42 protein-coding genes are annotated in these 23,931 nt (G+C 71.4%); 37 read left to right on the top strand and 5 right to left on the bottom strand.

The window, feature by feature from the left end; genetic code table 11:
- Nucleotides 1-158: 158 nt before the first annotated feature.
- Entirely contained in the window at nt 159-1,661 is a 1,503-nt protein-coding gene (locus ACW9TB_RS10290; protein ID WP_472747735.1) for a DUF4190 domain-containing protein, read from the top strand.
- Nucleotides 1,662-1,664: 3 nt separating this feature from the next.
- Here the strand turns inward: ACW9TB_RS10290 and ACW9TB_RS10285 are convergent, their stop codons facing one another.
- Nucleotides 1,665-2,120: a sterol carrier family protein gene (locus ACW9TB_RS10285; protein WP_472747734.1), complete on the bottom strand. Its 456-nt coding sequence runs from the start codon at nt 2,118-2,120 to the stop codon at nt 1,665-1,667.
- A 368-nt stretch (nt 2,121-2,488) separates the two neighbouring features.
- Here ACW9TB_RS10285 and ACW9TB_RS10280 point away from each other — a divergent pair, with 368 nt between their 5' ends.
- A complete protein-coding gene (locus ACW9TB_RS10280) occupies nt 2,489-4,588 on the top strand; it encodes a PhoX family protein (protein WP_472747733.1) in 2,100 nt (699 codons plus the stop codon).
- Nucleotides 4,589-4,734: 146 nt separating this feature from the next.
- Here the strand turns inward: ACW9TB_RS10280 and ACW9TB_RS10275 are convergent, their stop codons facing one another.
- The 4 genes from ACW9TB_RS10275 to ACW9TB_RS10260 all read right to left on the bottom strand — a co-directional run bounded on the left by ACW9TB_RS10275 (nt 4,735) and on the right by ACW9TB_RS10260 (nt 8,861).
- Complete coding sequence (locus tag ACW9TB_RS10275) at nt 4,735-6,162, bottom strand: MFS transporter (RefSeq protein WP_472747732.1); 1,428 nt, start codon at nt 6,160-6,162, stop codon at nt 4,735-4,737.
- Nucleotides 6,128-7,687 (bottom strand): recombinase family protein, encoded by a 1,560-nt coding sequence (locus ACW9TB_RS10270; protein ID WP_472747731.1) that lies wholly within the window; start codon nt 7,685-7,687, stop codon nt 6,128-6,130. The genes ACW9TB_RS10275 and ACW9TB_RS10270 overlap by 35 nt, the downstream gene beginning before the upstream one ends.
- Before the next feature lie 68 nt (nt 7,688-7,755).
- A complete protein-coding gene (locus tag ACW9TB_RS10265) occupies nt 7,756-8,160 on the bottom strand; it encodes a hypothetical protein (RefSeq protein WP_472747730.1) in 405 nt (134 codons plus the stop codon).
- A 185-nt stretch (nt 8,161-8,345) separates the two neighbouring features.
- Nucleotides 8,346-8,861 carry a hypothetical protein gene (locus ACW9TB_RS10260; RefSeq protein WP_472747729.1) on the bottom strand — a complete coding sequence of 172 codons (516 nt, stop codon included), beginning with the start codon at nt 8,859-8,861 and terminating at the stop codon, nt 8,346-8,348.
- Nucleotides 8,862-9,025: 164 nt separating this feature from the next.
- On the opposite strand from ACW9TB_RS10260, the gene ACW9TB_RS10255 reads away from it, so the two are divergent.
- From ACW9TB_RS10255 to ACW9TB_RS10085, 35 genes are all read left to right on the top strand, one after another.
- Nucleotides 9,026-9,331, top strand: a complete 306-nt coding sequence (locus tag ACW9TB_RS10255) for a helix-turn-helix domain-containing protein (protein WP_472747728.1) — start codon at nt 9,026-9,028, stop codon at nt 9,329-9,331.
- Nucleotides 9,331-9,564, top strand: coding sequence for a hypothetical protein (locus ACW9TB_RS10250; RefSeq protein WP_472747727.1), 234 nt, complete (start codon nt 9,331-9,333; stop codon nt 9,562-9,564). The genes ACW9TB_RS10255 and ACW9TB_RS10250 overlap by 1 nt, the downstream gene beginning before the upstream one ends.
- Nucleotides 9,565-9,599: 35 nt before the next feature.
- Nucleotides 9,600-9,806, top strand: a complete 207-nt coding sequence (locus ACW9TB_RS10245; protein WP_472747726.1) for a hypothetical protein — start codon at nt 9,600-9,602, stop codon at nt 9,804-9,806.
- A gap of 82 nt (nt 9,807-9,888) precedes the next feature.
- The gene (locus tag ACW9TB_RS10240; protein ID WP_472747725.1) at nt 9,889-10,305 is read left to right on the top strand and encodes a hypothetical protein; all 417 of its coding nucleotides are present in this window, start codon (nt 9,889-9,891) and stop codon (nt 10,303-10,305) included.
- Nucleotides 10,302-11,342: a YqaJ viral recombinase family nuclease gene (locus ACW9TB_RS10235; RefSeq protein WP_472747724.1), complete on the top strand. Its 1,041-nt coding sequence runs from the start codon at nt 10,302-10,304 to the stop codon at nt 11,340-11,342. Before ACW9TB_RS10240 ends, ACW9TB_RS10235 begins: the two co-directional genes overlap by 4 nt.
- Nucleotides 11,339-12,343 (top strand): recombinase RecT, encoded by a 1,005-nt coding sequence (locus ACW9TB_RS10230; RefSeq protein ID WP_472747723.1) that lies wholly within the window; start codon nt 11,339-11,341, stop codon nt 12,341-12,343. Before ACW9TB_RS10235 ends, ACW9TB_RS10230 begins: the two co-directional genes overlap by 4 nt.
- Nucleotides 12,340-12,564 (top strand): hypothetical protein, encoded by a 225-nt coding sequence (locus tag ACW9TB_RS10225; protein ID WP_472747722.1) that lies wholly within the window; start codon nt 12,340-12,342, stop codon nt 12,562-12,564. Before ACW9TB_RS10230 ends, ACW9TB_RS10225 begins: the two co-directional genes overlap by 4 nt.
- Nucleotides 12,561-12,905, top strand: coding sequence for a hypothetical protein (locus tag ACW9TB_RS10220; RefSeq protein WP_472747721.1), 345 nt, complete (start codon nt 12,561-12,563; stop codon nt 12,903-12,905). Before ACW9TB_RS10225 ends, ACW9TB_RS10220 begins: the two co-directional genes overlap by 4 nt.
- A gap of 109 nt (nt 12,906-13,014) precedes the next feature.
- Nucleotides 13,015-13,440 (top strand): hypothetical protein, encoded by a 426-nt coding sequence (locus tag ACW9TB_RS10215; RefSeq protein ID WP_472747720.1) that lies wholly within the window; start codon nt 13,015-13,017, stop codon nt 13,438-13,440.
- Between the two features lie 23 nt (nt 13,441-13,463).
- Nucleotides 13,464-13,877 carry a hypothetical protein gene (locus ACW9TB_RS10210; protein WP_472747719.1) on the top strand — a complete coding sequence of 138 codons (414 nt, stop codon included), beginning with the start codon at nt 13,464-13,466 and terminating at the stop codon, nt 13,875-13,877.
- Nucleotides 13,877-14,455: a hypothetical protein gene (locus ACW9TB_RS10205; protein WP_472747718.1), complete on the top strand. Its 579-nt coding sequence runs from the start codon at nt 13,877-13,879 to the stop codon at nt 14,453-14,455. Before ACW9TB_RS10210 ends, ACW9TB_RS10205 begins: the two co-directional genes overlap by 1 nt.
- Nucleotides 14,455-14,628: a hypothetical protein gene (locus ACW9TB_RS10200; RefSeq protein WP_472747717.1), complete on the top strand. Its 174-nt coding sequence runs from the start codon at nt 14,455-14,457 to the stop codon at nt 14,626-14,628. Before ACW9TB_RS10205 ends, ACW9TB_RS10200 begins: the two co-directional genes overlap by 1 nt.
- The gene (locus ACW9TB_RS10195) at nt 14,625-15,086 is read left to right on the top strand and encodes a hypothetical protein (protein ID WP_472747716.1); all 462 of its coding nucleotides are present in this window, start codon (nt 14,625-14,627) and stop codon (nt 15,084-15,086) included. Before ACW9TB_RS10200 ends, ACW9TB_RS10195 begins: the two co-directional genes overlap by 4 nt.
- Complete coding sequence (locus tag ACW9TB_RS10190; RefSeq protein ID WP_472747715.1) at nt 15,079-15,294, top strand: hypothetical protein; 216 nt, start codon at nt 15,079-15,081, stop codon at nt 15,292-15,294. Before ACW9TB_RS10195 ends, ACW9TB_RS10190 begins: the two co-directional genes overlap by 8 nt.
- Nucleotides 15,291-15,581: a hypothetical protein gene (locus ACW9TB_RS10185; protein ID WP_472747714.1), complete on the top strand. Its 291-nt coding sequence runs from the start codon at nt 15,291-15,293 to the stop codon at nt 15,579-15,581. The genes ACW9TB_RS10190 and ACW9TB_RS10185 overlap by 4 nt, the downstream gene beginning before the upstream one ends.
- A gap of 27 nt (nt 15,582-15,608) precedes the next feature.
- Nucleotides 15,609-16,463, top strand: coding sequence for a hypothetical protein (locus ACW9TB_RS10180; protein ID WP_472747713.1), 855 nt, complete (start codon nt 15,609-15,611; stop codon nt 16,461-16,463).
- Nucleotides 16,460-16,840, top strand: a complete 381-nt coding sequence (locus ACW9TB_RS10175; protein ID WP_472747712.1) for a hypothetical protein — start codon at nt 16,460-16,462, stop codon at nt 16,838-16,840. The genes ACW9TB_RS10180 and ACW9TB_RS10175 overlap by 4 nt, the downstream gene beginning before the upstream one ends.
- Complete coding sequence (locus ACW9TB_RS10170) at nt 16,837-17,403, top strand: hypothetical protein (protein WP_472747711.1); 567 nt, start codon at nt 16,837-16,839, stop codon at nt 17,401-17,403. The genes ACW9TB_RS10175 and ACW9TB_RS10170 overlap by 4 nt, the downstream gene beginning before the upstream one ends.
- Entirely contained in the window at nt 17,400-17,717 is a 318-nt protein-coding gene (locus ACW9TB_RS10165) for a hypothetical protein (RefSeq protein WP_472747710.1), read from the top strand. Before ACW9TB_RS10170 ends, ACW9TB_RS10165 begins: the two co-directional genes overlap by 4 nt.
- On the top strand, nt 17,710-17,925 hold the full coding sequence (locus ACW9TB_RS10160) for a hypothetical protein (protein WP_472747709.1): 216 nt from the start codon (nt 17,710-17,712) through the stop codon (nt 17,923-17,925). Before ACW9TB_RS10165 ends, ACW9TB_RS10160 begins: the two co-directional genes overlap by 8 nt.
- Nucleotides 17,922-19,061: a ParB/RepB/Spo0J family partition protein gene (locus ACW9TB_RS10155; protein ID WP_472747708.1), complete on the top strand. Its 1,140-nt coding sequence runs from the start codon at nt 17,922-17,924 to the stop codon at nt 19,059-19,061. Before ACW9TB_RS10160 ends, ACW9TB_RS10155 begins: the two co-directional genes overlap by 4 nt.
- Nucleotides 19,058-19,303: a WhiB family transcriptional regulator gene (locus ACW9TB_RS10150; RefSeq protein ID WP_472747707.1), complete on the top strand. Its 246-nt coding sequence runs from the start codon at nt 19,058-19,060 to the stop codon at nt 19,301-19,303. Before ACW9TB_RS10155 ends, ACW9TB_RS10150 begins: the two co-directional genes overlap by 4 nt.
- Nucleotides 19,304-19,315: 12 nt before the next feature.
- Nucleotides 19,316-19,522 (top strand): hypothetical protein, encoded by a 207-nt coding sequence (locus ACW9TB_RS10145; RefSeq protein ID WP_472747706.1) that lies wholly within the window; start codon nt 19,316-19,318, stop codon nt 19,520-19,522.
- Nucleotides 19,519-19,644 (top strand): hypothetical protein, encoded by a 126-nt coding sequence (locus ACW9TB_RS10140; RefSeq protein WP_472747705.1) that lies wholly within the window; start codon nt 19,519-19,521, stop codon nt 19,642-19,644. Before ACW9TB_RS10145 ends, ACW9TB_RS10140 begins: the two co-directional genes overlap by 4 nt.
- 58 nt (nt 19,645-19,702) lie before the next feature.
- The gene (locus ACW9TB_RS10135) at nt 19,703-20,059 is read left to right on the top strand and encodes a hypothetical protein (RefSeq protein WP_472747704.1); all 357 of its coding nucleotides are present in this window, start codon (nt 19,703-19,705) and stop codon (nt 20,057-20,059) included.
- Nucleotides 20,049-20,228, top strand: a complete 180-nt coding sequence (locus tag ACW9TB_RS10130) for a hypothetical protein (protein ID WP_472747703.1) — start codon at nt 20,049-20,051, stop codon at nt 20,226-20,228. The genes ACW9TB_RS10135 and ACW9TB_RS10130 overlap by 11 nt, the downstream gene beginning before the upstream one ends.
- Nucleotides 20,225-20,470 (top strand): hypothetical protein, encoded by a 246-nt coding sequence (locus tag ACW9TB_RS10125; protein ID WP_472747702.1) that lies wholly within the window; start codon nt 20,225-20,227, stop codon nt 20,468-20,470. The genes ACW9TB_RS10130 and ACW9TB_RS10125 overlap by 4 nt, the downstream gene beginning before the upstream one ends.
- Nucleotides 20,470-20,937, top strand: coding sequence for a hypothetical protein (locus ACW9TB_RS10120; RefSeq protein WP_472747701.1), 468 nt, complete (start codon nt 20,470-20,472; stop codon nt 20,935-20,937). Before ACW9TB_RS10125 ends, ACW9TB_RS10120 begins: the two co-directional genes overlap by 1 nt.
- Nucleotides 20,930-21,496: a hypothetical protein gene (locus tag ACW9TB_RS10115; RefSeq protein WP_472747700.1), complete on the top strand. Its 567-nt coding sequence runs from the start codon at nt 20,930-20,932 to the stop codon at nt 21,494-21,496. Before ACW9TB_RS10120 ends, ACW9TB_RS10115 begins: the two co-directional genes overlap by 8 nt.
- Nucleotides 21,489-21,824, top strand: coding sequence for a hypothetical protein (locus tag ACW9TB_RS10110; RefSeq protein ID WP_472747699.1), 336 nt, complete (start codon nt 21,489-21,491; stop codon nt 21,822-21,824). The genes ACW9TB_RS10115 and ACW9TB_RS10110 overlap by 8 nt, the downstream gene beginning before the upstream one ends.
- Complete coding sequence (locus ACW9TB_RS10105) at nt 21,821-22,921, top strand: hypothetical protein (protein ID WP_472747698.1); 1,101 nt, start codon at nt 21,821-21,823, stop codon at nt 22,919-22,921. The genes ACW9TB_RS10110 and ACW9TB_RS10105 overlap by 4 nt, the downstream gene beginning before the upstream one ends.
- Nucleotides 22,918-23,082, top strand: coding sequence for a hypothetical protein (locus tag ACW9TB_RS10100; RefSeq protein WP_472747697.1), 165 nt, complete (start codon nt 22,918-22,920; stop codon nt 23,080-23,082). Before ACW9TB_RS10105 ends, ACW9TB_RS10100 begins: the two co-directional genes overlap by 4 nt.
- Nucleotides 23,075-23,452: a hypothetical protein gene (locus tag ACW9TB_RS10095; protein WP_472747696.1), complete on the top strand. Its 378-nt coding sequence runs from the start codon at nt 23,075-23,077 to the stop codon at nt 23,450-23,452. Before ACW9TB_RS10100 ends, ACW9TB_RS10095 begins: the two co-directional genes overlap by 8 nt.
- Complete coding sequence (locus tag ACW9TB_RS10090; RefSeq protein WP_472747695.1) at nt 23,449-23,652, top strand: hypothetical protein; 204 nt, start codon at nt 23,449-23,451, stop codon at nt 23,650-23,652. The genes ACW9TB_RS10095 and ACW9TB_RS10090 overlap by 4 nt, the downstream gene beginning before the upstream one ends.
- A 5-nt stretch (nt 23,653-23,657) precedes the next feature.
- Nucleotides 23,658-23,930 (top strand): hypothetical protein, encoded by a 273-nt coding sequence (locus tag ACW9TB_RS10085; protein ID WP_472747694.1) that lies wholly within the window; start codon nt 23,658-23,660, stop codon nt 23,928-23,930.
- The last annotated feature ends 1 nt before the right edge of the window (nt 23,931 follow it).

The raw sequence follows: 23,931 nt of genomic DNA, 5'->3' as shown, positions 1-23,931 counted from the left end.
TAGGTCGGCTTCTTCCCTGCTCGCACCCAGGGTCCGTTCCGTGGCATGTCGCACCCTGACCGAACGATCATCGGTGTTTTGCCGTGTCAGCCTGTTTCGCCGGTGGCCGACAGGGGAGTGTGAGATATCCGGCATGCCCGAGCGTCGGGAGATGAGACGTGACAACACCTGTGGACCCGAACCAGCCCGACCCCCGACGAGTGCCGCGGGACAGGCGCTCCGACCAGGAGGGGTCCGGCTCGGAGGAGCCGCCGGGCACCTCCGAGGAGGCGGCCGTCCCCGGCGAGCACGAGCCGACCGCCCCGGAACCGACGGCCTGGCCCGTCCCTCCCTCGAACGAGCCGCCCACGTGGCGGCAGCCCTCCACCCCGGCGGGCGAGCCCACCCGGTGGGCCGAGCCTTCCGGCGGTGCCGGGCCTTCCGGTTCCGCGGGGCCTTCCGGTTCCGCGGGGTCCTCTGGTTCCGCAGGGCCTTCCGGTTCCGCCGGGCCTTCGGGCCGGGGCGGGGCGAGCGGGTGGACGGAGATCCCCGGCCGGGCCGAGCCCTCGGGCCGGGAGCCCGGCGAGGGCTCCGTGTGGGGATCGGGGGCGTCGACGCCCCCGACGCCCCCGACGCCTCCGCCGGTCCCCGAGCCGTGGGAGGAGCCGGATCCCGAGACACCCGTGCCCGACCCGAACGAGACCCCGACCTGGCCGCCGTCCTCCGTTCCCGCAGAACCGCGGGTTCCGCCGCATCCGGACACGCCGTCCGCGCCGGAGGTGCCCCCGCCCGACCAGGCGGGCGGCCGGCACGCCGCGCCGGGGTCTTCGGGGTCCTCGGGGTACGGGGCGCGGTCGCAGGGATCACCGGGCGGGCCGTCACCTGAGGGGACGCCCGGGGGAGCCGGGGGGCCCGAGGGGCAGCCCCACACGGTGCCGGGCACCACGCCGTCCGCCTACCCGGGCTGGGAGAGCGCCTCGGAGACTCCCGGCGAGCCCGGCCGTCCCGGGCCGGACCACCCCGGGACGCCGCCCGCCCCCACCCCGCCCTCGCGCTACGAGCCGTCGGCGTCCGCCGAGGAACCGGCGGCTCCTCGGCGGCCCGCCGAGCCCACCGAGCCCACCGGGACAGCCGGGGGCGCCGGTGGTTTCCAGGCGGAGCGGCCGCCCGCTCCGGGCTATCCGGACCGGCAGGACTATCCACCGCAAACCGGTCAACAGGGGTACGGGGAGACGCAGCAGGCCGGGTACCCCTACGGCGGCCCCGGGGCGCCGTCACCGGACCCCTCCGGCACGCCGTACCCGGCACCGCCGGGCGCGCCCGGCTATCCGTACGCCACGCCCTATCCGGTGTCCCCGGACGAGGGGCGCAGGCCCGGCGGGGGGCTGGGCACCGCCACGCTCGTGCTCGGGATCGTCGCGATCCTGTCGCTCGTCGTCTGCGGCCTCGGCGTGCTGGTGGCGATCATCGGCCTGATCGTCGGCGTCATCGCGCTCGTCAGGAAGTCCAGGCCGGGCCGGGCCTGGGTGGGGATCGTGCTGAGCCTCCTCACCCTGGTGATCGCCGCGGTGTTCCTGAGCTGGCTCTACAGCAAGGTCGGTGACTGCGTGAACCTGCCTCCGGAGCTCCAGCGGCGCTGCGTCGAGGAGAGGTTCGGCATCCAGGTCCCGCCCACCCCGTAACGGCTATCGGAGAGGCAGGTGGCCGGACAGGTCGGCGCGGGCCCCGCTCGCCGCGATCTTTCCGGCGGCCACCGCCTCGGACCAGGTCAGGCCGCCGGTGGCGAGTTCCAGCCAGGTGCGCGCGTCGGTCTCCACCACGTTGGGCGGGGTGCCCCGGGTGTGGCGGGGACCCTCCACGCACTGCACCGCCGCGTAGGGCGGGACCCGGACCTCGACGGTCCTGCCCGGGGCGGCCGTCGCCAGCTCGTCCAGCAGGTGCCGTACGGCGAAGCGGGTGATCTCCCGTTCCGGGCGGACTCCCCGGCCGAAGGCGCGCAGGACCACGCTCACGCAGGCGCCCAGCAGTGCCGCGAGCCCGCCGGGCCCGTCGTAGGGCGGTTCGTCGAGAGCGCTCAGCTGGCTGTCGAGGGCGGCGCGGACCTTGGCGGCGTCGGGCTTGTGAGGTGGCACGCCCTCCATGATGCCCGCCGGAGCCCCGCCTCCGGACACCCCGGCACGGCCGTCCGGGTGACCCGTACCTCCGGGACGGTCAGGGCGGTTCGTCGGGAGGGTGCCGTGTGCCCGTACGGGCGGGTTCGTCCGAAGATCGCTAAGAGGGTGCGGTGTGTTCGTACGGGAGGGTTCGTCCGGAGAGCGGAAGGCCCGTACGGGCAGGCAGTCCGGAGGGTGTGACGCCCGCGCGGGAGGCTCGTCCGGACGTGCGGAACCCGTCCGAACAGCTCATTCAGGTAAACGGTTCATCATCCAGGCAAACGTCGTTCACCTCCGGTTCGGCTGGCGCACGTAGCCTCCGGGCCGAAAGACCTCGCCCCTTTTTGGAGGATCCTGTGGCGAACACGTCGCCGCGCCGACTGCTTCCCCTGCTCACGAGCCCTCACAAGGGTGGACGCAGCGCGCTCACCTGCCGGTTCCGCTGCGGTGACCAGTGCGCCCACGATGTAGTGAACACCAGCGACAACACCTACTTCGGTGACGTGGTGGCCGAGGCGATGACCCGCCGCGGCATGCTGCGCGCCGGTGCCCTCGGCGCCATCGTCGCCGGAGTCGGGATCGGCACGGCGGTCCCCGCCCTCGCCGACCCGGATGTCGACGCGAAGACCTTCGGCGGAGGCCACGGCAACGGCCACGGCAACGGTCACGGCCAGAAGGGTGGCCTGCGCTTCACCGCCATCGCGCCGAACACCAACGACAAGATCACGGTCCCCGCGGGCTACCTGTCGGCGGCCGTGGTGCGCTGGGGCGACCCGGTCCTGCCCGGCGCCCCCGCGTTCGACTTCGAGAACCAGACGGCCGCCGCGCAGGCCAAGCAGTTCGGCTACAACTGCGACTACGTCACCCTCTTCCCGATGGGGCAGAACCGGGGTCTGCTCTGGGTCAACCACGAGTACACCGACGAGAACCTGATGTTCCGCGGTTACACGGACGGCACCGCCGCGACGCCGGAGCAGATCAAGATCGCGCTGGCCGCGCACGGCGGCTCGGTCGTCGAGATCGAGCGGGTGGGCGGGTCCGGCCAGTGGAAGCTGGTCACCCGGGGCTTCCGCCGTTACAACCGCCGCATCACCGTGCAGACCCCCATGAAGTTCACCGGCCCGGCCGCGGGCAGCGCGCTGCTGAAGACCGCCGCCGACCCCAGGGGCACCACGCCGATCGGCATGCTGAACAACTGCGCGGGCGGCACCACGCCGTGGGGCACGGTGCTCAGCGGCGAGGAGAACTTCAACCAGTACTTCGTCAACGGCAACGGCGTCCCCGAGGCGCAGAAGCCGTACCTCACCCGGTACGGGGTGAGCGCCACCACGGGCATCCCGAGCGGCAACCGCAGGTTCGACCGGGTCGAGGAGCGCTTCGACCTGGCCAAGCACCCGAACGAGATCAACCGCACCGGCTGGATCGTGGAGATCGACCCGTTCGACCCCGACTCCACCCCGATCAAGCGCACCGCCCTGGGCAGGCTGGCCCACGAGGGCGCGACCACCTCCCTGGCCGCCGACGGCCGGGTGGTGGCCTACATGGGCGACGACTCCCGGTTCGAGTACGTCTACAAGTTCGTCTCCCGGCAGCGCTACATCCGGGGCTTCGACCGGCACAACCGGACCCTGCTGGACGACGGCACGCTGTACGTGGCGAAGTTCACCGGCGACAGCCCGGCCAGTGAGATCGACGGCACCGGCAAGCTCCCCGCCGACAAGCAGTTCGACGGCTCGGGCGAGTGGATCCCGCTGGTCACCGGCAAGGTCTCGCACGTTCCCGGGATGACGGCCGCCGAGGTGCTCGTCTACACGCGTACGGCGGCCGACAAGGTCGGGGCGACCAAGATGGACCGTCCCGAGGACGTGGAGCGCAACCCCGTCACCGGCGGCGTCTACGTGGCCCTGACCAACAACACCAACCGGACCCCGGCCCAGGTGGACGAGGCCAACCCGCGTCCGGCCAACAAGCACGGGCACATCCTGGAGATCGTCGAGCGGCGCAACGACGCCGGGGCCACGACCTTCGCCTGGTCCCTGCCCCTGGTCTGCGGTGACCCGAACGACCCGGCGACCTACTTCGCGGGGTTCGACAAGACCAAGGTCTCCGCGATCTCCTGCCCGGACAACGTCGCCTTCGACGTCGACGGCAACCTCTGGATCTCCACCGACGGCAGCCAGCTCGGCGCCCACGACGGCCTGTTCGCCATGCCGGTCCGCGGTCCCGAGCGCGGCTACCTGAAGCAGTTCCTGAGCGTGCCGGTCGGCGCGGAGACCTGCGGCCCGCTGGTCACCGAGGACCAGCGCAGCGTCTTCGTGGCCGTGCAGCACCCCGGTGAGACCACCGGCGCCACCCCCGAGGCCCCCAGCAGCCACTGGCCCGACGGCGGCACCTCCCAGCCCCGTCCGTCCGTCGTGGTCGCCTGGCACGCCAGGGGCGGCAAGATCGGCTCCTGACCCGGCACCGGTTCGCGTCCGTTCGCGGTGAGCGGGCGCGGCACCGGCTCGTGCCCGCTTCCGGCACCGGCCCGCGTCCTCCCCCCCGGAGGACGCGGGCCGGTGTCGTTTCACGTACGGGAGCGTGCGGGAGCGTGTGGAGTCCCCTAGCCCACCGGTACGGCCGGACGCTCCTCGGTGGCCACCGGCGGGCTCGCGGCCCGGGAGGCCCGCAGGGAGAGCAGGCTGACCGGCACGCCCACCAGCACGATGACCGCGGCGACGACCAGCGTGTACCGGTACGCGTCCAGGAAGGCGGTCAGCTGCCCGGCGCCCTCCGCCAGGAGTGAGGTCTGCCGCGCGTTGAGGATCGCCCCCAGGACCGTGATCCCGAGCAGGCCGAAGACCTCGCGCGAGACGTTCAGCACCCCCGAGGCGACCCCCGTCCTGCCGGTGGGGAGCGCGCCGAGGATCGCCGTGGTGAGCGGCACCAGCATGCCGCCGCCCAGTCCGTAGACCAGGAACCACGGCAGCAGGTCGCCGAACGAGCCGCCCTCCCCGACGAACGAGATCCCGAACACCGACACGGCCATCAGCAGGAGCCCGGCCGCGACGGTCCGCGCGGTTCCCAGCGCCCTGTCCAGCCTCGGGGCGAGGGCGGCGGTGGCGGCCATCACCAGCGCCATCGGCACGAACGCGGCCCCGGCCTCGATCGGCGAGAAGCCCAGCGCGTTCTGCAGGTAGAGCGCGGTGAAGAAATAGATCCCGAACACGCCGAAGGACCACAGGCCCATCGACAGCGTGCCCCCGCTGAACACCCGCGACCGGAACAGCGACAGGTCGATCATCGGCTCCCGGCTCCCGCGCTCGATCGTGACGAAGGCGATCGCCGACACGGCCGCGATCCCGAAGGCGCCCAGGATCTCCGGCGAGGTCCATCCGGCCCCCGCGCCCTCGATGAGCGCGTACGTCAGCGCGAACAGCGTCAGGCTCGACGTCACCAGGCCGGGGACGTCGAGGCCGCGCCGTACCGTCTCCCGGGGGGCCGTCCTGATCGCCCAGAGCCCGAGGCCGAGCGTCGCGATCCCGATCGGCACGTTGATCAGGTAGATCCAGCCCCAGTGCCAGCGCTCGCTGATCAACCCGCCGGTCAGCGGGCCGAGGGCGAGAGCCAGGGCGCCGACCGCGCTCCACAGGCCGACCGCCGTCGCGCGTTCCCTGGCGTCGGGGAAGACCGAGGTGAGCAGGGCCAGTGCCGTGGGGGTGAGGAACGCGGCCCCCACGCCCTGCACCGCCCTGGTGGCGATCAGTACGCCGCCGTCGGTGGCCATCCCGGCCGCGAACGACGCCGCGGTGAACACGACGAGGCCGATCAGGAAGACGCGCCGCCGCCCGAAGACGTCGGCCAGGCGCCCGCCGACGAGCATCAGCCCGGCGAACACCAGGATGTAGCCGCTCACGATCCATTCCAGCCCGGAAATGCTCAGCCCGAGGTCGCGCTGGATCGTCGGTAAAGCCACATTGACAACGTTGTTATCGAGCAAAGTACCCAAACCGCACTTAACGAAATGGCAGGTCAACGCGGCGAGTTTCACCCCAGGCCGACTCGATGACGATCCAGGAGGTCGCACGGTCGGTCCGCCACACCTTGACGGAGGTGATCAGCTCGGCGAGCATCTCCCGCCGCTCCTCACCCGGCCACGTGTCCCACTCCTCCAGGAGCGCCTCGATCACGGGCACGTACTCGTGTCGCTCGCGCGGCCGCGGTTGCTCCAGTTTCTCGAGTTCGTCGGCGGCCTCGGCGCGCTCGGCGTGCAGATCGGCGACCGCATCCCTGTACGCCTCTTCGGTGACCACGGCGCGGGCGAGCTGCCCGGTGAGTCGTTTGATCGCGGCGTCGGCGGCGACGATCGTGGCTTTCAACCGGCCGACGTCGACGGCTGGTTCGATCAGCGGGACGGAGGCGACGGCGGTGTCGGCCTCGAGGTCACTTGCCCACTGGGCGAGTTCGGCCAGGACGGCTACCTCGACCCTGCTGCGTTGCACGCTGCGGGCCTCGCAGTTTCCGGCGCGTAGGTAGGCGCCGCACCGGTACCAGTAGCCGGGTTTGGTGCCGTCGGCGGTGATCGTCATGCTCGCCGTGCAGTGACCGCACCAGATCCGGCCCGACAGCGGGTAGATCGTCACCCGGGCGCGCGGGGCCAGTGTGGCCGCGCGCAGTCGGCGGCGGCGGTAGGCCAGCCACTCGTCTTCGCTGATGACACCCTTGTGAGCGCCGGGCACCAGGACCCGGTTGGGGCACTTGCCGATCTGCACGCAGCTTTCGCAGTTCGGATCATGGATCCGCAGCAGCCCAGCCCCCCAGCCGGTGTCGAGGTAGCGCATCAGTGTCCTATCGGACCAGAGGCGGCCGCGCGTGGTGAAGTGGCCGGATTTGTTGAGCCAGATGGCCAGGATCCGGCCGCCGACGCCCGAGGTGGAGCGGAGGTAGATCTCTCTGAGGACGGGGCCGGTGATGTCGGCGGGCTCGTAGCGCTCCAGGCCGTCAGCGGGGTCGCGGATGGTCCGGTATTTCTGCAGTGGGTCGCGCTGTCGGCCGCGGCGGACGTAGCCGAAGCGGTCGCGGCCGTGGGAGGGCAGACCGCGGGCGCGGCGGTTGGCGTGGGCCTCGGCCCAGGACTCGCCTGCGAGATCGCTCTGGAAAGCGGCGAGCTCCATGAGCATTCCGCGGGTGAGTTTGCCGACGGCGGTGCGGGCGTCGACCTCCTCGGTTGCGGACTGGAGTTCCCCCCCGGCCAGGTTGATACGACCGAGGTTGACGGCGCCGCCGGTTCTGTTGCGGCCGAAGCGGTTGTACTTCCAGACGGCGATTTCGCGGACTTCGCCGCGTTCGATGGCCTCGATGCCTTCCATGATGCGGCGGTGGAAGTTGCGGCCGGTGAGGTCGAGGTCTTCGATCCATCGGACGATGCGCCGGTTCGTACGGGCCGCCCAGGCGGTGATGGCTGATCGTTGGATCTCGGGGGAGATCTGCTCTTCTTGGAGCTGGGAGACGCGGATGTAGCCGATCGCGGGGATGGGTTCGGCGGGCGGGCGGGTGAGGGTGGATTGCGGGGGCATGCGGGCTCCCGTAGAGGGGGTGGTCCCCGGGCGGCTCGTAGCAGGGATACGAGCCAGCCGTCCGGGTCCTATGACCAGGGGCGGATGTTTGTGAGTGGGTCCTCACCGGTCTTCATTGTGAGCACCATGCCGCGCAGCATGCTGATGCGTGCGACGTGGGTTTCGCGTTCGTCGGTGAGCTGGGTGCCGAGGCGGTCGGTCGCTTTGTCCACGTGGGTATTGATCTTGGCGGTTTGTTCGTCGAGCTTGGCGGTGTTGTTGTTGAGGCTCTGGGTGAGCTGGTTGAGGCTCTGGGTCATCCGCTGAAGGGCAATGATGATCCCGATGCCTATGGCGCCGAACCCTCCGGCTATGGCGCCGTAGAAGGCGAGATCCCAATTGTTTGGCGGAAGTACGTGTGGAGCGCCTACCGCGTAGATGCCGTAGACAACCCCCAGTGCGATGGCGATCCGTGTGGCCCTTTTCGGAGTCACGGATACCCCTTTCGTCGTTCTTGTGCTGCTCAGGCCCTTTCGGCTAGTTGTGGACGCTTCAGTGTGCTTGGTGGGTTACATGTTTCTCATGTTTCTTTTGCGCCCCCCACATGCGGATCACTACCGAAAGTAGGGGATAAGTTACACTAATGGCGTACGTCTGGTTAGTCCGCGTGAGATTTCGGCTATGTCGAATCCCTGCGCATGAGCTTGCCCCAAACGAGGCGTCGGCGAATTTGGGCGCGGCGTAATTCCTGCCATTCCTCCTCGGTTACCCGGTCCAGCTTCGCCCGCTCCTCCGGCGACAAACTGGCTTCACTCTCCGCCAGCAGCTCTTCCAGCTGCTCCAGGGTGAGCGTGCGATACAGCTCCTCCAGCTCCGTCAGAGAGGTCGGCTGGTCGGGAAGTCCGGGCACCCTCGCCGTGGCCGGATTTCCCGAAACGGGCTCGGGGGAGAGGGGGGTGGGAGGAGCGCCAGCGAGCACTTGCTGGATGGAGCCGGGCTCCCATTGGAGGGCCTCTTCCAGGCGGGCTTCGGCGATGTCGCTGATGCCCGCCTTGCCGGCGCGGAAGCGCCGGAGGTGCGTGGCGCTGATCTGCGCCTGGGCGGCGACTTCCTCCCACTGCAGGCGCAAGGCGTTGCGTCGCTGCTCCATTACGGCGGCGAGGGTCTGGGTGGCCTCGCTGCTGGTGCTGTTCATGGGCGGCCCTCCGCGGGGCGTCTAGTGCGGCACTGTGCGCACTGTACCGCACATTCGCAGATCAGCGATGCTTTCTGACACGTTTGAGTCGTGTCCAGTTATGGCCATGTGCGGAGATGTGCGGTTTGTTGCGGTGGAGCGCACATGTGCGGTACGTTTCGGACATGGCAACCGCAACACCAGCACCACGGAGTCTGAGCCTCCCCTTCAACGGGCGCCGCGCCAGGTACCTGCGAGAGACGCAGGGCTTGACGCTGGTCGCGCTGGCCAATCGCTGCGAGGCGGCGGGGCTGCGCATCACCCACAGCACCCTGTCCCGCTACGAGAGCGACCGTTTCGGCCCGACCCCGACCCGGTTCCGGGTGTTGGCCACGGCGCTCGGAGTCGAGCCCCACGCGCTGTGCGGCCCGCTCCCGGACATGGCCACCACAGCGGACATCCAGGCCGACCCGCCGCCGGGAACGCCCTGATGTCGGCCTACCGCGACAGCCTCCGCCCCGACCAGCGACCGCTGTACGACGAGGCGATCCACCGCGCGGCCGTCATCGTCGGCCGCGCCCGCTCCCGCCGCGACTCCCTGCCCGTTGAGGAGGCCGCCCGCGCGGCGTACATCCCCGGCGGCCCGAGCGTCGCAGAGCTCGAAGAGCGGATCCGTGCCCAGCGCGAGCGGGCCCGCGCCCGGCTCCTGCAGGGCGCCGCGTAACCCCTGCCCCTCCACCCCGCCCGAGAGGAATCCCCATGCTCGACTTCGGTCAGCGCGCTGAGCGCTACCTCACGCAGACCCGCCGCGCGCTGCTCACCCCCCGCCAGACGCGCCGCCTCAACCACAAGCTCGGCCACCAGTCCGTGAACGCCGCCGAGGTGCGCGAGGCCAAGGCCCGCGTCCGCCTCGCCCAGGCCGCGCGCCGCGCCACCGCCCGCACCCTCGGCCTGCCCGCCCGCTGAAACGCCGCGAGGCCCAGCCGTTGCGACCGGCCGGGCCTCGGGATCTCGCTGACCACATCCCCCCTACGAAGGGACGCGTCGTATGACTCACGATATCGCCACCACCCCGGCCGGGCGCCGGGTGCTCGCCAGCGTCACCGCGGGCGATCGCCTGCGCACCCTGCCGCCGCAGACCCGCCGCGACCTCACCGTCGCGATGGAGTGCGACGCCCGGGTGCAGGCCGCCATCGAGAAGGAGAACGCCTGCTGGCCGACCCGCGACAGCATGTACGTCGCGTTCGGCCGCCGGATCGCCGAGCTGCAGGCCGACCCCCGAGTGACCATCCAGCGCGAGCACCACCGGTCCTACATCGACCTGCAGGCCGCGCTCCTGGACGACCCCACCGGGGACCACACCCTGTCCTGGGCGCTGGAGCACGCGAGCGAGTGGATCGCGTACGCCTGGCTGGAGCGGACCCTGCTCGACCTCATCCCGGCGGCGACGGGCGACCTCCGATGACGATGACCCTGCCGGAGCTGCTCACCCCCACCGGTGTGCTGATCGCTCCGCCCGGCCTGCCCCGCAAGGAATTCCTCGCGCTCCGCGAAGGCGCGATGGGCGGCTCCGACATCGCCGCCGCGCTCGGCATGGACCGCAACAAGCCACCGATCAAGCTGTACTACGAGATGCGCGGCGAGCTGCCGGACCTGCCCCGGCCCGCGTGGCTGGAAGAGGCCGCCGACATCGGCAGCGACCTGGAGGAGTTCATCGCGCAGCGGTTCGCGCGGATGACCGGCACCCGGGTCGAGCCGATCGGCACCCTGCAGCACGCCGAACACGAGTGGATGCGCGTCAACCTCGACCGCAAGGTGTTCGGCTGCCCGGACGGCCCGTGCTTCGTCGAGTGCAAGAACCGCTCGGAGTACCAGCTCGAGGACTGGCGCGACGGCGTCCCGGACGAGCCCGCCCTGCAGGTCCACTGGGGGCTCGCGGTCTCCGGGTACGGGCACGGCCACCTGGCCGCGCTGATCGGCGGCAACAAGTTCAAGCACACGCGGATCGACCGCGACGAGCAGCTGATCGCCCACCTGATCAGCGCGGGTGCGGCGTTCATGGAGCGCGTGCGCGTCGGCAACCCGCCGCCGATCGACGGCTCCGACGCCACCGCCGAACTGCTCGCGCACCTGTTCGACGTCCAGCTCGACGCCATCCGCGAGATGGACCCGCTCACCGTGGCGCCGCTCCTGGATGAACGCGACCGGCTCAAGGCGGAGGTCAAGGACCGCGAGAACCGGCTGGACGAGATCAACAACCAGCTCACCGCCGAGCTCGGCGACGCCGAGATCGCGCAGGCCAACAACCAGGTCCTCTACACCGCCAAGGCCAACGGCAACTTCGCGCCCAAGCGGTTCAGCGAGACGCACCCCGACATCGCGGCCGCGCACCGCCGCCTGGTCGACGCACTCGACGTCGAGGCCATCAAGACCCTCCACCCGCAGGAGTACCGCGCGCACCGCGCCCGCGTCATCCGCGTCCCCAAGAAGAAGGCCTCATGAGCAAGCCCGACCTGAGCGCCCGCGTCGCCGAACGCGCCGGGGCCGCCGCTGACCAGCCCGCCGCCGAGACGCCTCCGGCGCCGCCCGCCGCCGTGGACCTGGTGCAGAGCGACATCTGGATGCGCTGGCTGACCGAGCGGCGAGGCTACCTCGCCGAGGCCCTGCCCCAGCACATCAACGAGGGCCAGTTCATCCAGGCGGCGCTCACCGCGCTGTACAAGACGACCGCCCTGCAGGAGTGCTCGCCCGACTCGCTGCTGCTCGCGCTGATGCAGTGCGCGAGGTTCGGCCTCGACCCCGACGGCGTGCACTCCGCGATCGTCCCGTACGGCAAGAAGGCCACCTTCGTGCCGATGTACATGGGCTACATCGAGCTGATGTACCGCTCGGGAATGGTCGACAGCGTCGTCTTCGACCACATCTATGACGGCGACATCTACCGCTATAACCAGGCCCGGCGGTCGCCGGACGACTTCGAGCACGAGCCGAACCTGCTCACCCGCCACGAGCACGACCCCATCCTGGCCTACGCCTTCGCGTGGATGAAGACCGGCGCCCGCTCCCAGATCATGTTCGTCAACCGCCGAGAGGCCGAGCAGATCCGCGACGAGCGGTCCAAGGCCTACCAGAACGCCGAGAAGAACCGCCGGGAGAACCCGGCGCACTTCGCGCAGAACCCCCACTGGAGCAAATACCACTCGACCTGGCACAGCGACTTCAACGCGATGTGGCTCAAAACGCCGGTCCGCCGCCTGGCCAAGCGCGTCCCCATCTCGCCGGAGATCCGCGAGCTGCTCAAGGTCGACGACCAGCTCGACCTCATGGAGCGCATCTACCCGGAGCCGCGCGCCCTGACCGTCGTCCCGACGCCCGCGATCGAGGCCCCGCAGACCCCGGAGACCCCGGCTTCCGACCCGGCTACGGCGCCGTCGACGGGATCCGAGCTCTGGCCGGACGACTGGCCCACGGCCGTCAAGCCCGGCACCGGCGGCTCCCGGTGACCGGCCACCCGGGCGCACACCACGCCCGCAAAGCAGCTGAAGCCCTCGCTGCCGCCAAGGAATCGCTGCTCGGGAGCGAAGACGAGAGCTACCACCTCGGCGCCGCCCTGGCGCACGCGACGCTCGCGCAGGCCTTCGCCGCCGCCCTCCCGCCCCAGACGCCCGCCGAGATCGCCGCGTGGCGCGAGGCGGCCACCACCCCCCGGAAGGACCCTTCGTGACGTACCTCGACCGCCGCACCCGCCTCCGGCTCGACCCGCCCACCGTCGGCGAGCTCGACCGGATAGACGGCCACCCCTGCATGCCGCTGCACCTCGGCTGGCACGAGAGCCTGCTGATCACCAGCTCGCAGAGCGCCCGCGACCTGATCATGGCGCTGTCCGTGATCGCCTCCGCCCTCGAGGCGGAGGAAGACGCCGACCGCCGCCAGGCCGAAGCCGCCGCCTCCGTCGCACCGCCCCCCGCCCCGGAGCCCCCGGCCGCCGCTCCGGAGCCGCCCGCCGCGCGCCCGGCCGACCCCACCGTCACCGCGGTGATGCCCGCCTTCCACATCCCGGCCTGATGGGCCGTCACCGCCGTACGCCCCGGGTCCGCGCGCTCGCCGCGCGGGCCTGGGCCGCCCACGCCCGCCGCTGGGCCCACACCCCTCGTACCTGGAGCTGGAGCTGACCATGGCCCCGACCGCCGCTCTGATCGCCGCCCTCGCCGTCGTGCTCCTCGGGGCCGTCTACCTCGGCGCGACATACGGCTCCCGCCTGACCCAGCCCCGGCGGCGCCGCACGGCGCCGCAGGGCATCGCGTCGATCGAGGCCGCCGTCTGGCTCCCGGCTGGCCACCCCGAGCGCTACAGCACCGCCGTCGACGCCGTCGACGTCGCCCTGGCCGAGCTCGATGACCTGACCTGGCCGTGCGAGGAGTACATGGCGGCCGTCGGGTGCCCGCGCCTGGACCTCGACCCGTACGGGGCTCCGGAGGCGGCCGTCGCCGTGCTCACCCGGCTGCCCCGCCTCCGGCGCATCACCACCACGGTGCGGGCCTGCCCGTGCGGCGACTGGCACATCGCCCGCCGCTGGACCCGCCTGCGCCCCCTGCTCTGATCCCTCCTACCTGAGGAAATCTCATGATCCACCTGTCCACCGACGTGCAACCGCCCGTCGCCCCCGGCGCTCAGGACCGCGTCGTCCGCGTCCTGGCTGGCACCCACCAGATCGGCGTCATCGTCGCCCACGAGGGGGTCGTCGACGAGCTCGCCGCTCGTATCGACGCCGCCGAGCCCGGCCTCCTCGACGCGCAGAGCATCCGGTACGTGCTCTGGTACTACCGCGACGACGCGGGCATCGAGCCGACCCTGTGGGGGCAGGACCTCCTCTCCCTGATCGCCACCGCGCCCGCCAAGGAGTGGCCCCGCCTCGGCCGGGGCTACCCGCAGCTCGTCGCCGCCGTCGCCATCGTCAAGGACCACGCCCGCCCGTCCGAGGGCCTCGACGTCCTGCGCGCCGCCCTGGCCACCCTGACCGCCACGGCAGGTGCCTGATGCCCAGGCCCGACCCCCGGCTGACGATCATCACCGAGGCCCTGCGCACCCTGATCCCCGGCGCCGTCCCCGCCAACCTCACTGTGCGCGTCGAGGAGCAGCTGCTCGCCGGGCAGAACTCCTGGGACGGGACCGTCGACGCGGTGGCCACGAAGGTGTTCACCGCACTGTACGGCCGCCCCGAGGAGCAGCGGAGTCCGCTGGCTCAGGCCGAGGACGCCAAGCGCCGTCGCGACCTCGGCGGCGAGCTCGGCGCGTTGATGGTCGGGCAGCACTCCCTGGAGTCGGCGCCCTGCTATCCGGCCCGCGCGGGCGATGTGCTCCACATCGCCTACCCCGCCATCCCGGTCTGGGGTGAGTCGGCCTGGAGTGAGACGTACGTCGTCGAGTCGGCCCTACCTCCGGTGGATCTCCAGCTCCGGTTACTGCACCACACCGCTCCGGACAACAGCATGGCCGGAGCCTTCAGCCCCGGCGTGATGGGTGACCCCTTCGTCGAGGCGTGGTTCGAGGCGGGCCCGCCCCAGCTGGTCATCGTGCGTGACGGCCGCGTCGTGCACCCCGCGGGCGGTGCCTGATGCGGGCCGTCGTCGCCATCGAGCTCGCCTCCGCCGCCCGCCCTCAGGCCGTCTGCCGCACCGGCGACTGCCCCTGGAAGGGCGAACCCCGCCAGCGCGTCGAGGCCGCCCGCTACGACCAGAGCCGCCACCGGCTCGCCCACGACGTCCACAACGAGAAGGGGAGCCGATGACGCCCCGAGAGACGCGCATCGCCGAGGAGACCGTCTCCGTGATCGACTTCGCTTCCCGCCTGATCGGCGAGATCGAGGACGGCAACTGGCGCTACGCCCGAGACAAGCACGGCCAGCTCACCCGGGCCCTGGAGTCGCTGGGCGCCCAGCTGTCTCGCACCGAGAAGGCCGCCGGTCCGCCCGTCGCTGCGGCGATCGCCAGGGAGTCCCAGCACTACCGGATCGGCCGCGCCCTCTACGCGGAGCCGAAGGTGCGGGAGGTCGAGGTCCAGGTGATCCCGCCGATCGCCCGCGCCCTCTACTGCGTGTACGCCGCCCTCGAGGAGCAGACCACCGGCGCCGGAAACCTGCAGCGCCTCGACCGCGCGCAGGGCGAGGTGGAGATCCTCCTGCCCTACCTGGACGAGCAGCAGATGGCCGACCTGTCCGCCAGCTGGAACGGAGGCCCGCGTGGATGAGCATCTCGCCGCCGAACTGCGGGAGAAGACCCGCCGCGGCAAGAACTCCCGGCCCAAGCGCAACCGCGGGCCCGGCCGCGCCGTATGGAGCGACGACGGCCACCTCGTCGCCGTCCTGCACGGCCCCGGCCTGACCGACGACGACGTCGACCAGGCGGCCACGCTCGTCGCCTGGATGCCGTCCTACGCCGCGTACCCCCGCCAGTGACCGCCAAGCCCAGCCGTACCGCTCCCGGGGGCCAGCAGGCCCCCGGGGCGGCCCCGGCCGACGACACATCCTGGCGCGGCGCCACCCCGCAGGAGCTACGCGCCGAACTGGACCTGCGCCGCCGCGAGCGACGCCTGAAGTGGTGGCAGATCTCGACCTCCACCGATCTCGGCATCACCACGCTGCTCAACCTCAAGCACGGCCGGGCCAGCCGCACCACGCGCCGCCGCATCGAGGCGTGGCTCCACGCTCACCCCCGCTTACCCGGCCCGCCCCGGGAGGAGTGACCTGCAAGAGATCGAGATAGGACGTACGTGAGCGGCAAGCTGGTGGGTGACGTGTCGGGGTGGCTGCGGTCCCCGGCCGCGGACGGGATGACGATCGCCGAGCGCCTCGTGCTCATGATCATCGCTGAGCGGTCCAACGAGACCACCCGCAAGATGTGGCGGTACCGGGGCGACGACGAGAACCTCATCGAGTTGATCGCGCACACCTGCGGCGTCGAGGTCAAGAGCATCGGGAAAGTCTTCACCCGGCTCGCGGCCCGCGGCCTCGAAGTGCGGGTGCCGATCACCGACAAGAACGGGGACCCGGTCCTCGACAAGCGAGGCAATCCGGTATTCGCCCATAGCGGTCATGCGACCAACTTCCGGCTTCCGGAATTGCCCGCATCGGTTTCTCTCCCCGAGCCGGAAAGGTCCTCTCAGGGGCGGACCTTCGAGGCAGAAAGCCCCGCTGACGAGCGGACCATCCCTGTTGAAAACCCTGTGGATAACTCCCCGGCGGCGGAAACAAAGGTCCGCCCAGGAGCGGACCTTATCGAGGAAAGGTCCGCCGACGAGCGGACCTTCGAGGCAGAAAGGTCCGCTCACGGGCGGACCCTATCCCTACTAAGTACTAATCCCTATAAAAAACCTTCTCCCTACACTCCGCCTCTTCTCGCCGTACTACCTCAGGTGGAAGGGGCCACAGCCGACCGCCGCGAGCCTTCGGCCGAGAGATATCCCGCATCAGAACCGGACGGCTACGCCGCCGCCTCCGCAGCCCTGCAGCGGCTCCCCGATCTCGGCACCGCCTACCTCGCCCAGGCTCGCGCCGAACTCGGCGACACCACCCCCCTCGCACAGCTCGTTATCCACGCCGCCACCCTCGCCCGGAGGCCCGCATGACGCCCTGCCCGCACGGCCACGCAGCCGACCCCCGGATGTGCCCCGACTGCCGCCGAACCACCCGCGCCGCCACGCCGCCCGCACCGATCGAGCGCGCCACCGAGCAGCTCGTGATGCTCGCCATCGCCTGCCGCCCCGACTGGCCCGCCGAACACGTCCGCGCCGACCTGGTCCACGCCTCCGCGATCGGCATCACCTGGGAGCAACAGCTCGTCGGCCTGGTCCGCCTCATGGTCGACCCGGCCGCCCAGTCCCGTGACCTCATCCCGCTCCACCACCGCACCGCCGCGCGGCCCGATCCCGAGGAGGCCCTCGCGATCACCGCCCGCGGCGCCGAGCTCGCCCGCAGCACCCTGCCACGCCGGGACGACGGATGACCGCCCTGCCCCTCCACGCCGCCGAGCAGCCGCCCGCCCGGGGCCGCTGCAAGGACTGCGACCGAGAGATCACCGACCCCATCTCGCTGCTGTACGAGCTCGGATCCGGCTGCCGCCGCAAGCGCGGCATCCAGGTCTCCCGGCGGCTCCGGCTCCCCGCCCCCGGCCGCGTACGACGAGCCGAGCTCCACCCCGGCCAGATCCCCCTTCCCCACACCACCCCCGACCCGGAGGAGCCCGTGTACAGCCAGCAGGACGCGCCCCCGTTCGGCAGCGCTGACCTCGCCGTCTGCACGCCCTGCGGCCGAACCATCTACTGGACCGTCACGAGAAACAACAAACCGCAGGCCGTCGACGTGTACGCCAAGCCCGGCGAGGGCCGTGTCACCGAGAGCTGGTTCACCCGCGGGTGCTGGCGCGACGCCGACGGCGTGCTCCGCTCCCGCACCATCACCACCGACCTCCCGCGGCGCGACCACGAGCACGCCCTGGTGCCCCACGCCGCCCTCTGCCCCCGCCGCCCCGCCGCGCGCCCCCGCACCACCTCCCGGAGATCCCGATGACCACGCCCGCCACACCCGCCCCACGCAGCCCCCAGAACCGCCCCACACCGCCTGGAGCCCCAACCCCCGACGCGAGGGACACCCCGCCCGCGACGGCGCGACGTGGACGCCCACAGCGCCCCACCCTCACCGCGCGCCTCGCCGACGCCGAACTCCGCATCCGAATGCTGGAGGAGGTCGTCGTCGGCGCCTGGGCGATGATCAACGACACCGTGCCCGTCGGCCAGGAGAACTGGTACTCCGAGAACATCTACGCCGAGGTCGAGGACATCCTCGCCCGCCGCCCCGGCCTGCAGGCACCCTCCGGTGGCTGACGACCTGCTCACCGCCCTCGCGCTGCTCGCCGCCGTCGCGGCCACGTCTGCCCTCCGGATCCGCGAGCACCGCGGCCCTCTCTGGGCCCTCTGCCTCGCCCTCGCCGTGCTCGTCACCGCCGCCGCGGCGGCCGCCGTCATCGCCACCACCGATCAGGCGCCCCCGTCGGTCACCGTCCCGCTCCTCATCGCCCAAGGACCACGATGACCACCACCGCCGTCACTCCCGACACCATCAAGGCCCTCGCCCTACTCGTCGCTGGCCACACCGTTCAGGCCACCGCCGACCGGCTCGGCTGGCCCATCACCGCAGTCAAGAACCTGGTCGGCCGCCAGCGCGGCTGGATGATCGACAAAAACGGCCGCGTCTACGACCCCAGCAAGCCCCGGTACAAGGCGAACCTTCCCGACGGCATCCCGACCGAGGAACTCACCTGGGCCCGCGACCTCCTCACCGGCACACCGCGCACCGTACAGTTCCAGGAACCCGTCGCTCCCGCCCCCCGGCCGCCCGCCCGCCCGAAGCCTCCAGCCGCCGCTCCGGAGCAGCCCGCCACCCGCCCGGCCGAGCCTGCCCCCGCCGTACGAGGCGCCGCCGCCGTCGACGGCTCGATCACCGCCGACCTGCCCCTCGACCACATCCACGACCACCCCGGCAACATCCGCAACGACATCGGCGACGTCGGCGAGCTCGCCGACAGCATGCGCACCCACGGCCTCCTGCAGCCCATCACCGTCCAACCCCACCCCACCCAGGAGGGCCACTACCAGCTCCTGGCTGGCCACCGCCGCCGCGCCGCCGCCCTCCAGGCCGGACTCGCCACGGTGCCCGCCGTCATTCGCCCCCGCGTCGACCGCGCCACCGCGATCGAGCTCATGATCGTCGAGAACGTCCAGCGCGCCGACCTCGGGCCGATCGAGAAAGCCGAGGCGTACGGCCGCCTGCGCGACGATCACGGCTACTCCGCGTCGAAGATCGCCCGCCAGACCGGCCTCTCCCAGTCCACCATCAGCTACTTCCTGTCGCTCCTGGAGCTGAGCGACTCCGACAGGGAGAAAGTCCGCTCCGGTGACCTCGCCGTCGGCGACGCCATCAAAGGCGTCCGCCGCGCCCGACAGCAGGCCCGCGAAAGCGCCGGTTCAGACCACTCCTGGTCCTGGGAGCCCGACTACCTCACCGGCACCCACCAACTCGCGAAGAAGGCCGCTCACCTGTGCGAGGCGCGTGAGCACACCGCGCGTCGCCGCATCGGTGGCACGGCGTGCGGTCAGTGCTGGGAGACGGTCATTCGCGGCGACGAGCGCGTCGTCATCCGGGCCGAGCAGCAGGCCAGCAGCTCATGAGCTGGTCAGGCCCCCCAGGGGGTTCGTGTGGCAGCGAGGACCCCGAGCTGTTCTTTCCCCTCGACTACCGCACCCAGGCCGAGGAAGTCCGTGCCGCCAAGGCCATCTGTCGAGCCTGCCCCGTCCTCGACGAGTGCCGCACATACGTCGACGCCCACCCCACCCAGGTCACCGACGGCATCTGGGCCGGCCTCACCCCGCCCGAGCGACGCCGTCGCCGTCTCCCGCAGCCCACTCCCTGACCCGAGGACACCATGACCACCACCACCGAGCAGCCCACCCTGGATGCCGTGCTCGCCGAGCTCGTCGAGCTCCGTGCCACCTGGGAGAAGCGCCGCCGCGAGCACGAGCTCCGCCGCGAAACCGGCGACGGCCCCTCGACCCGCATCGCCTCGATCCTCACCGACACCTACACCCGCATCCTCGCCGAGCTCGACCAGGCCCTGGCGGCCGTCCGATGATCCTCAGCCGCTTCCGCGCCGCCTGGCAGGAGCTCAAGGACCTCGGCGACCCGTTCGACGTCGACCTCGACCTCGACTGGCCCGACACCCCGCCCGCCGAGGGCGTCACCCCCACCACGTAGCCACCCGGTCGGCGCCGACCTGGAGGGGACGGCGCCGACCCCAACCACCCGAGGAACCATGACCACCCAGACCCCAGCCGAGGAACTCCGCAGCCTGATCCGCGAAGCCCACGGCCTCCTCAAGGACCTGCAGCGCGAGCGCCGCGCGATCAACGAGCTCCTCGACGGCATCCCCGCCAAAGTCGACGCCCGCATCTCCGAACAGCTCACGGCCAACCTGGAGGAGCTCGGCACGGCGACACAGAAGGCCATGACCGCCTGCGTCGACAAGGTCGGCCGCGAGTTCGACAGGCTCGAAGCGATCTTCACGGGCACCGATCCCGCCTCCCGCCGCCTCGGCAAACGGCCCCTGGAGGACCTCATCCGCGAAAGGGCCCGTCTCCGCGACCTCGGGGAGAGCCCTCGTGTCCGCTGACCGCCCGCCCGTTCCGGCGCCCGCCCCGGTCGAGCCGTGCACGTACGGCTGCCGCCCGTCGACCGGCTGGCGCTGGTACTCGACCGGGTGGGCGCGAGCCTGCGACAGCCACCGCGGCCGCCGCACCGAGTTCGTGCCCGACGTCGCCAACACCCCGGCCAGCCGATGACCTGGCCCGCCCTGGTGGCCACCCTGCTCGTCTACGCCGTCATCGGCGCCGCCATCATCGGAGCCGCCTACCCCCGGGTGTGGAACGACGTCGTCGACCGCGGCCGCCCCGGCGGACCACGTGACGGCGGGCTGGGCACCGTCTACGTCTGGGCCTGCTGCCTCGGCCTGTGCCTGCTCGTCGGGCTCACATGGCTCATCACCGTCCCTGCCTGGCTCATCTACCAACGGAGGACCTCGTAATGTGCCTGTTCAGCGCCTCCTCGCCCGAGATCGCCCCCACCCAGACCGGCGTGGTCATCCTGCCTTGGGCCTGCCCCTGCTGTGACGGCACCGGCGTCTGGGACGACGGCTTGCCCTGCGAGACGTGCCAGGGCCGGGGCGCCGTCGACGATGACACCCTCGGTGAGTGGGACCGCGCCGAGGTCCGGCTGGCCCCGATCCCGCCCGCCGTCATGAAGCGCCCGTGCGGGGACTGCGCGTACCGGCCCGGCGCTCCCGAGGCCGACGAGCTCCCACCGCCGGACAAGCCGTTCTTCTGCCACCACGGGATGCCGGTCGTCGGCGGCTCCTACGCCCCGACCGCGTGGTTCAACGGCCAGCCGCTCGGCGCTCTCGTATGCCGCGGCTGGTGGGCCGCCGCGACCGGCCAGGAGCTCCCGGCCGAGGCGTACCGCCCCGCCAACGATGGGTGGGGGATCCGTGACTGACACCCTCTTCGACCTCGACGACACCCAGCCGCCCGCCAAGCCACTCGACCCGAAAGGCGTACGGGAACTCCTGTTTGGAGGCCTCATCGCCGGACTCGAAGCCGCCGTCACTGACGAGACCCCCGACTACCTCGAAGGCGAATACCTCCTCGACCCTGACGGCACCAGCCGCTCCGGCTCCCCCTACTGGCAGGCGTACGAGCGAGCCCAAGGCCTTCGCATCGCCCTCCAGATGGTCCGCGGGCGCCTGCGAACCCACGAGGAATACCTGCGCTTCGAGCGGGAGAACACGCACCGCACCTGGTCGAACGTCGAACTGGCGTGCGCGCGCCACCGCGACACCTGCCCCCGCTGCACCGCAGGCATCCAGCAAGCGTGGCGCACCCAGCGCACCGAGACACGCCTCGAAAAGGTGCGCGCCACCTACGTCGTCGGCATCCACGACATCCTCAACGCCCTCGACAAGGGCGCCCTCACCCCGCAACAAACCCGCGCCGCCCTCCAGAAAATCCAGGCCGCCGCACGCCGCGCCTGGACCAAGGAGGACAGCCATGCCTGACCTCCAGACTCTCCGCGCCACCGCCCGCACCCTCGGCCTCACCGTCTCCGAGCCCTACCGCGTCGGCGCGGGCCGCGACCTCCACCAACTGCGCGTCGCCTTCCGCTACCGGCACTGGCACGTCGCCCTCGCCCGGCTCGGCTACATGCTCCACGCGGCCTGCCGCTCCTCCTGGTGGGCCATCTGGCAGTGCGAAGGCACCCCACAGCTGTCCCCGCGAGCCCGCCGCGGGCTCACCCCGGCAGCCGCCGAGCGCCGCATGCTCGCCGACGAGGTCCGCACCTACCTCGCCCACCCCGCCATCCGAGACCTCCGGAAGATCCGATGAACAAGCAGCCCCACGCCATGCAGTGGACCGGCCAGAGCGCCGAAGACTTCACCCAGTTCACCACCTGGCTGAGTAACAGACTTTCCTCCGAGATCACCCTCACCGGCTCCCGCTCCGGAGCCATCCTCAGCATCAACCTCCCGAGCGGCACCATCGACCTGAACCCCGGCGACTGGCTCGCCATCAAGCCCGACGACCCCACCGTCACCCACCGCTTCACCGCCCTCGAAGTTCAGGAGATCCGAGAAGCGCAGGAGAACGTCCGCCGCCACCTCGACGCCCTTCACCCCCTCCTCGAAGCCATCCGAGCGGATGACCCGGGCGCGCGGCCGGAAACGTTCCCTCGCGATGTGCGCGAGCCTGGCGAGGCTGATGGTCCGGTGGACTGGGAGGTGATCGCGCGGGCCCGTGAGAGTGATCTCCGTACCGTAGGAGAAGCCCGGCGCCGTGCCGAGCGTGAGGCGGAGAACCTCACCACGGCGTTGCGGGCCGTGTCCAAGGAGCTGAACACCGCGACCGAGGAGCGGCTCGCCATCGAGGCGGAACTGCGCCGCATGCTCGCCGCGGCGGCCGTGCCCGGCGTGGAACTCCCGGCCGAGCGGCTCGCCGCGATCGAGGCCCGCCGGGCAGCGCTGCGCGAGCACGTCAAGGAAGGCGAGTGGCGCTACGACGGCGAGGACACAATCCACGTGTTCCCCGCCAACGGCGGTATGTCCGAGTTCGTCGTCCATGCCCCGACGGACGTAGACGATCTCCTGGCCCACGCCCGGCACGCCACCCAGCGCGCCCAGCAGGCCGAGACCGAGCGCGACGCGTTCAAGGCCGCGATGGAGAAGACCTCCGCTGAGGCCATGGACCACCGGCTGTGCGCCATGCGAGAGAACGGGCTCCTCCGCCGCGCCGGGCGGGCCGAGACCGTGCTGGCCGCCGTGAGGAAGAAGGCCGAGCGGTGGCGAGACGCTCGCCCCCTGGACGAGATCGACTGGCAGCTCCTGGACCCGACCGAAGGCCTTCGGTCGGCAGGCGTCGGAGTGCTCGCCGCCCTCGACGAGTCCGGCGCCGTGATCGCCACCACCTATCCGGAGGAGTCGCCGTGAAGCATTTCCCCTGGCAAGTGAAGATCAACAAGCGTGGTGGGCCGATCGGCGACATGGAAACCAAAGACCTCATGGACGTGGAAGCGCCGAAGAACCGCCGGGAACGACGAGCGGTAGCAGCGTGGAAGCGCAAGCAGGCGAAGGGCGACCGTCGTGGCTGACCTCACCCTCACCGCGACCACCATCCTCGACCCCGAGGACGTCGCCCAGCTCGCCTGTCAGGAGTGCGCCGAGCGCGCCGCCCGCCGCGGCGACGCGACCGACCTCGACCGGATGCGATGGGAACTCGTCTCCCTCGCCAGGGAGATCAACGAGATGCGCGCCTCGAGGCTCACGCACTTGCCGCTCCTGGTGCTGTACGTCGCCGCCGTCACGCTCTTCACCGCAGCGATCCTGATCATCGTGGCCATCATCGGCGGCTACCTGGTCCTTGCCCCGTTCCGGCCGCCCGCCCGGCCGATCGGACGGCACAGCGCCCGCCGCCGATGGGTCCGCCCCGCACGCTCAGCACCCGGCACCCGCCGCCGATGACCTGCGACTACTGCGGCCTCTTCGTCGGACCCGAGTGGTGGGGCGACGACCTCGGCTGCAACTGCCGACCATGCGCCCGCTGCAGAGACATCCCCGCCGAGCCCTGGTCTGACTACTGCCAGCCGTGCATCGAGAACACCTGTGACACCTGCGACCAGGTCGTCTGCACCTGCGACGACCTCCAGCCGATAGGAGAATGAACACCATGACCCGCCGCCCGCGCCCCGACCGCACCCTCCCCTCCATCCCTGAGGGGGAGGCGTACGTGCTGCTGACCCACGAGCTCGACGACGAGACGATCGCTGAGCTGATCACCGCCCGGCACCCCGCCGGGTCGCCGCTCCAGGTGCTCGCGGCCCGCATCGCTCAGCAGGCCGGGATCCCGGTCGCCGAGCTCGCGGGCCGCCGGTTCACCGTCGCCACCCTGACCCAGGAGGACGCAGACGGGTTCGTGCTACTGGACGACCCGCGCGTGTAGG

Source organism: Streptosporangium sp. H13245, from assembly GCF_055690525.1.
This window is presented reverse-complemented; position numbering and strand designations above follow the sequence as displayed.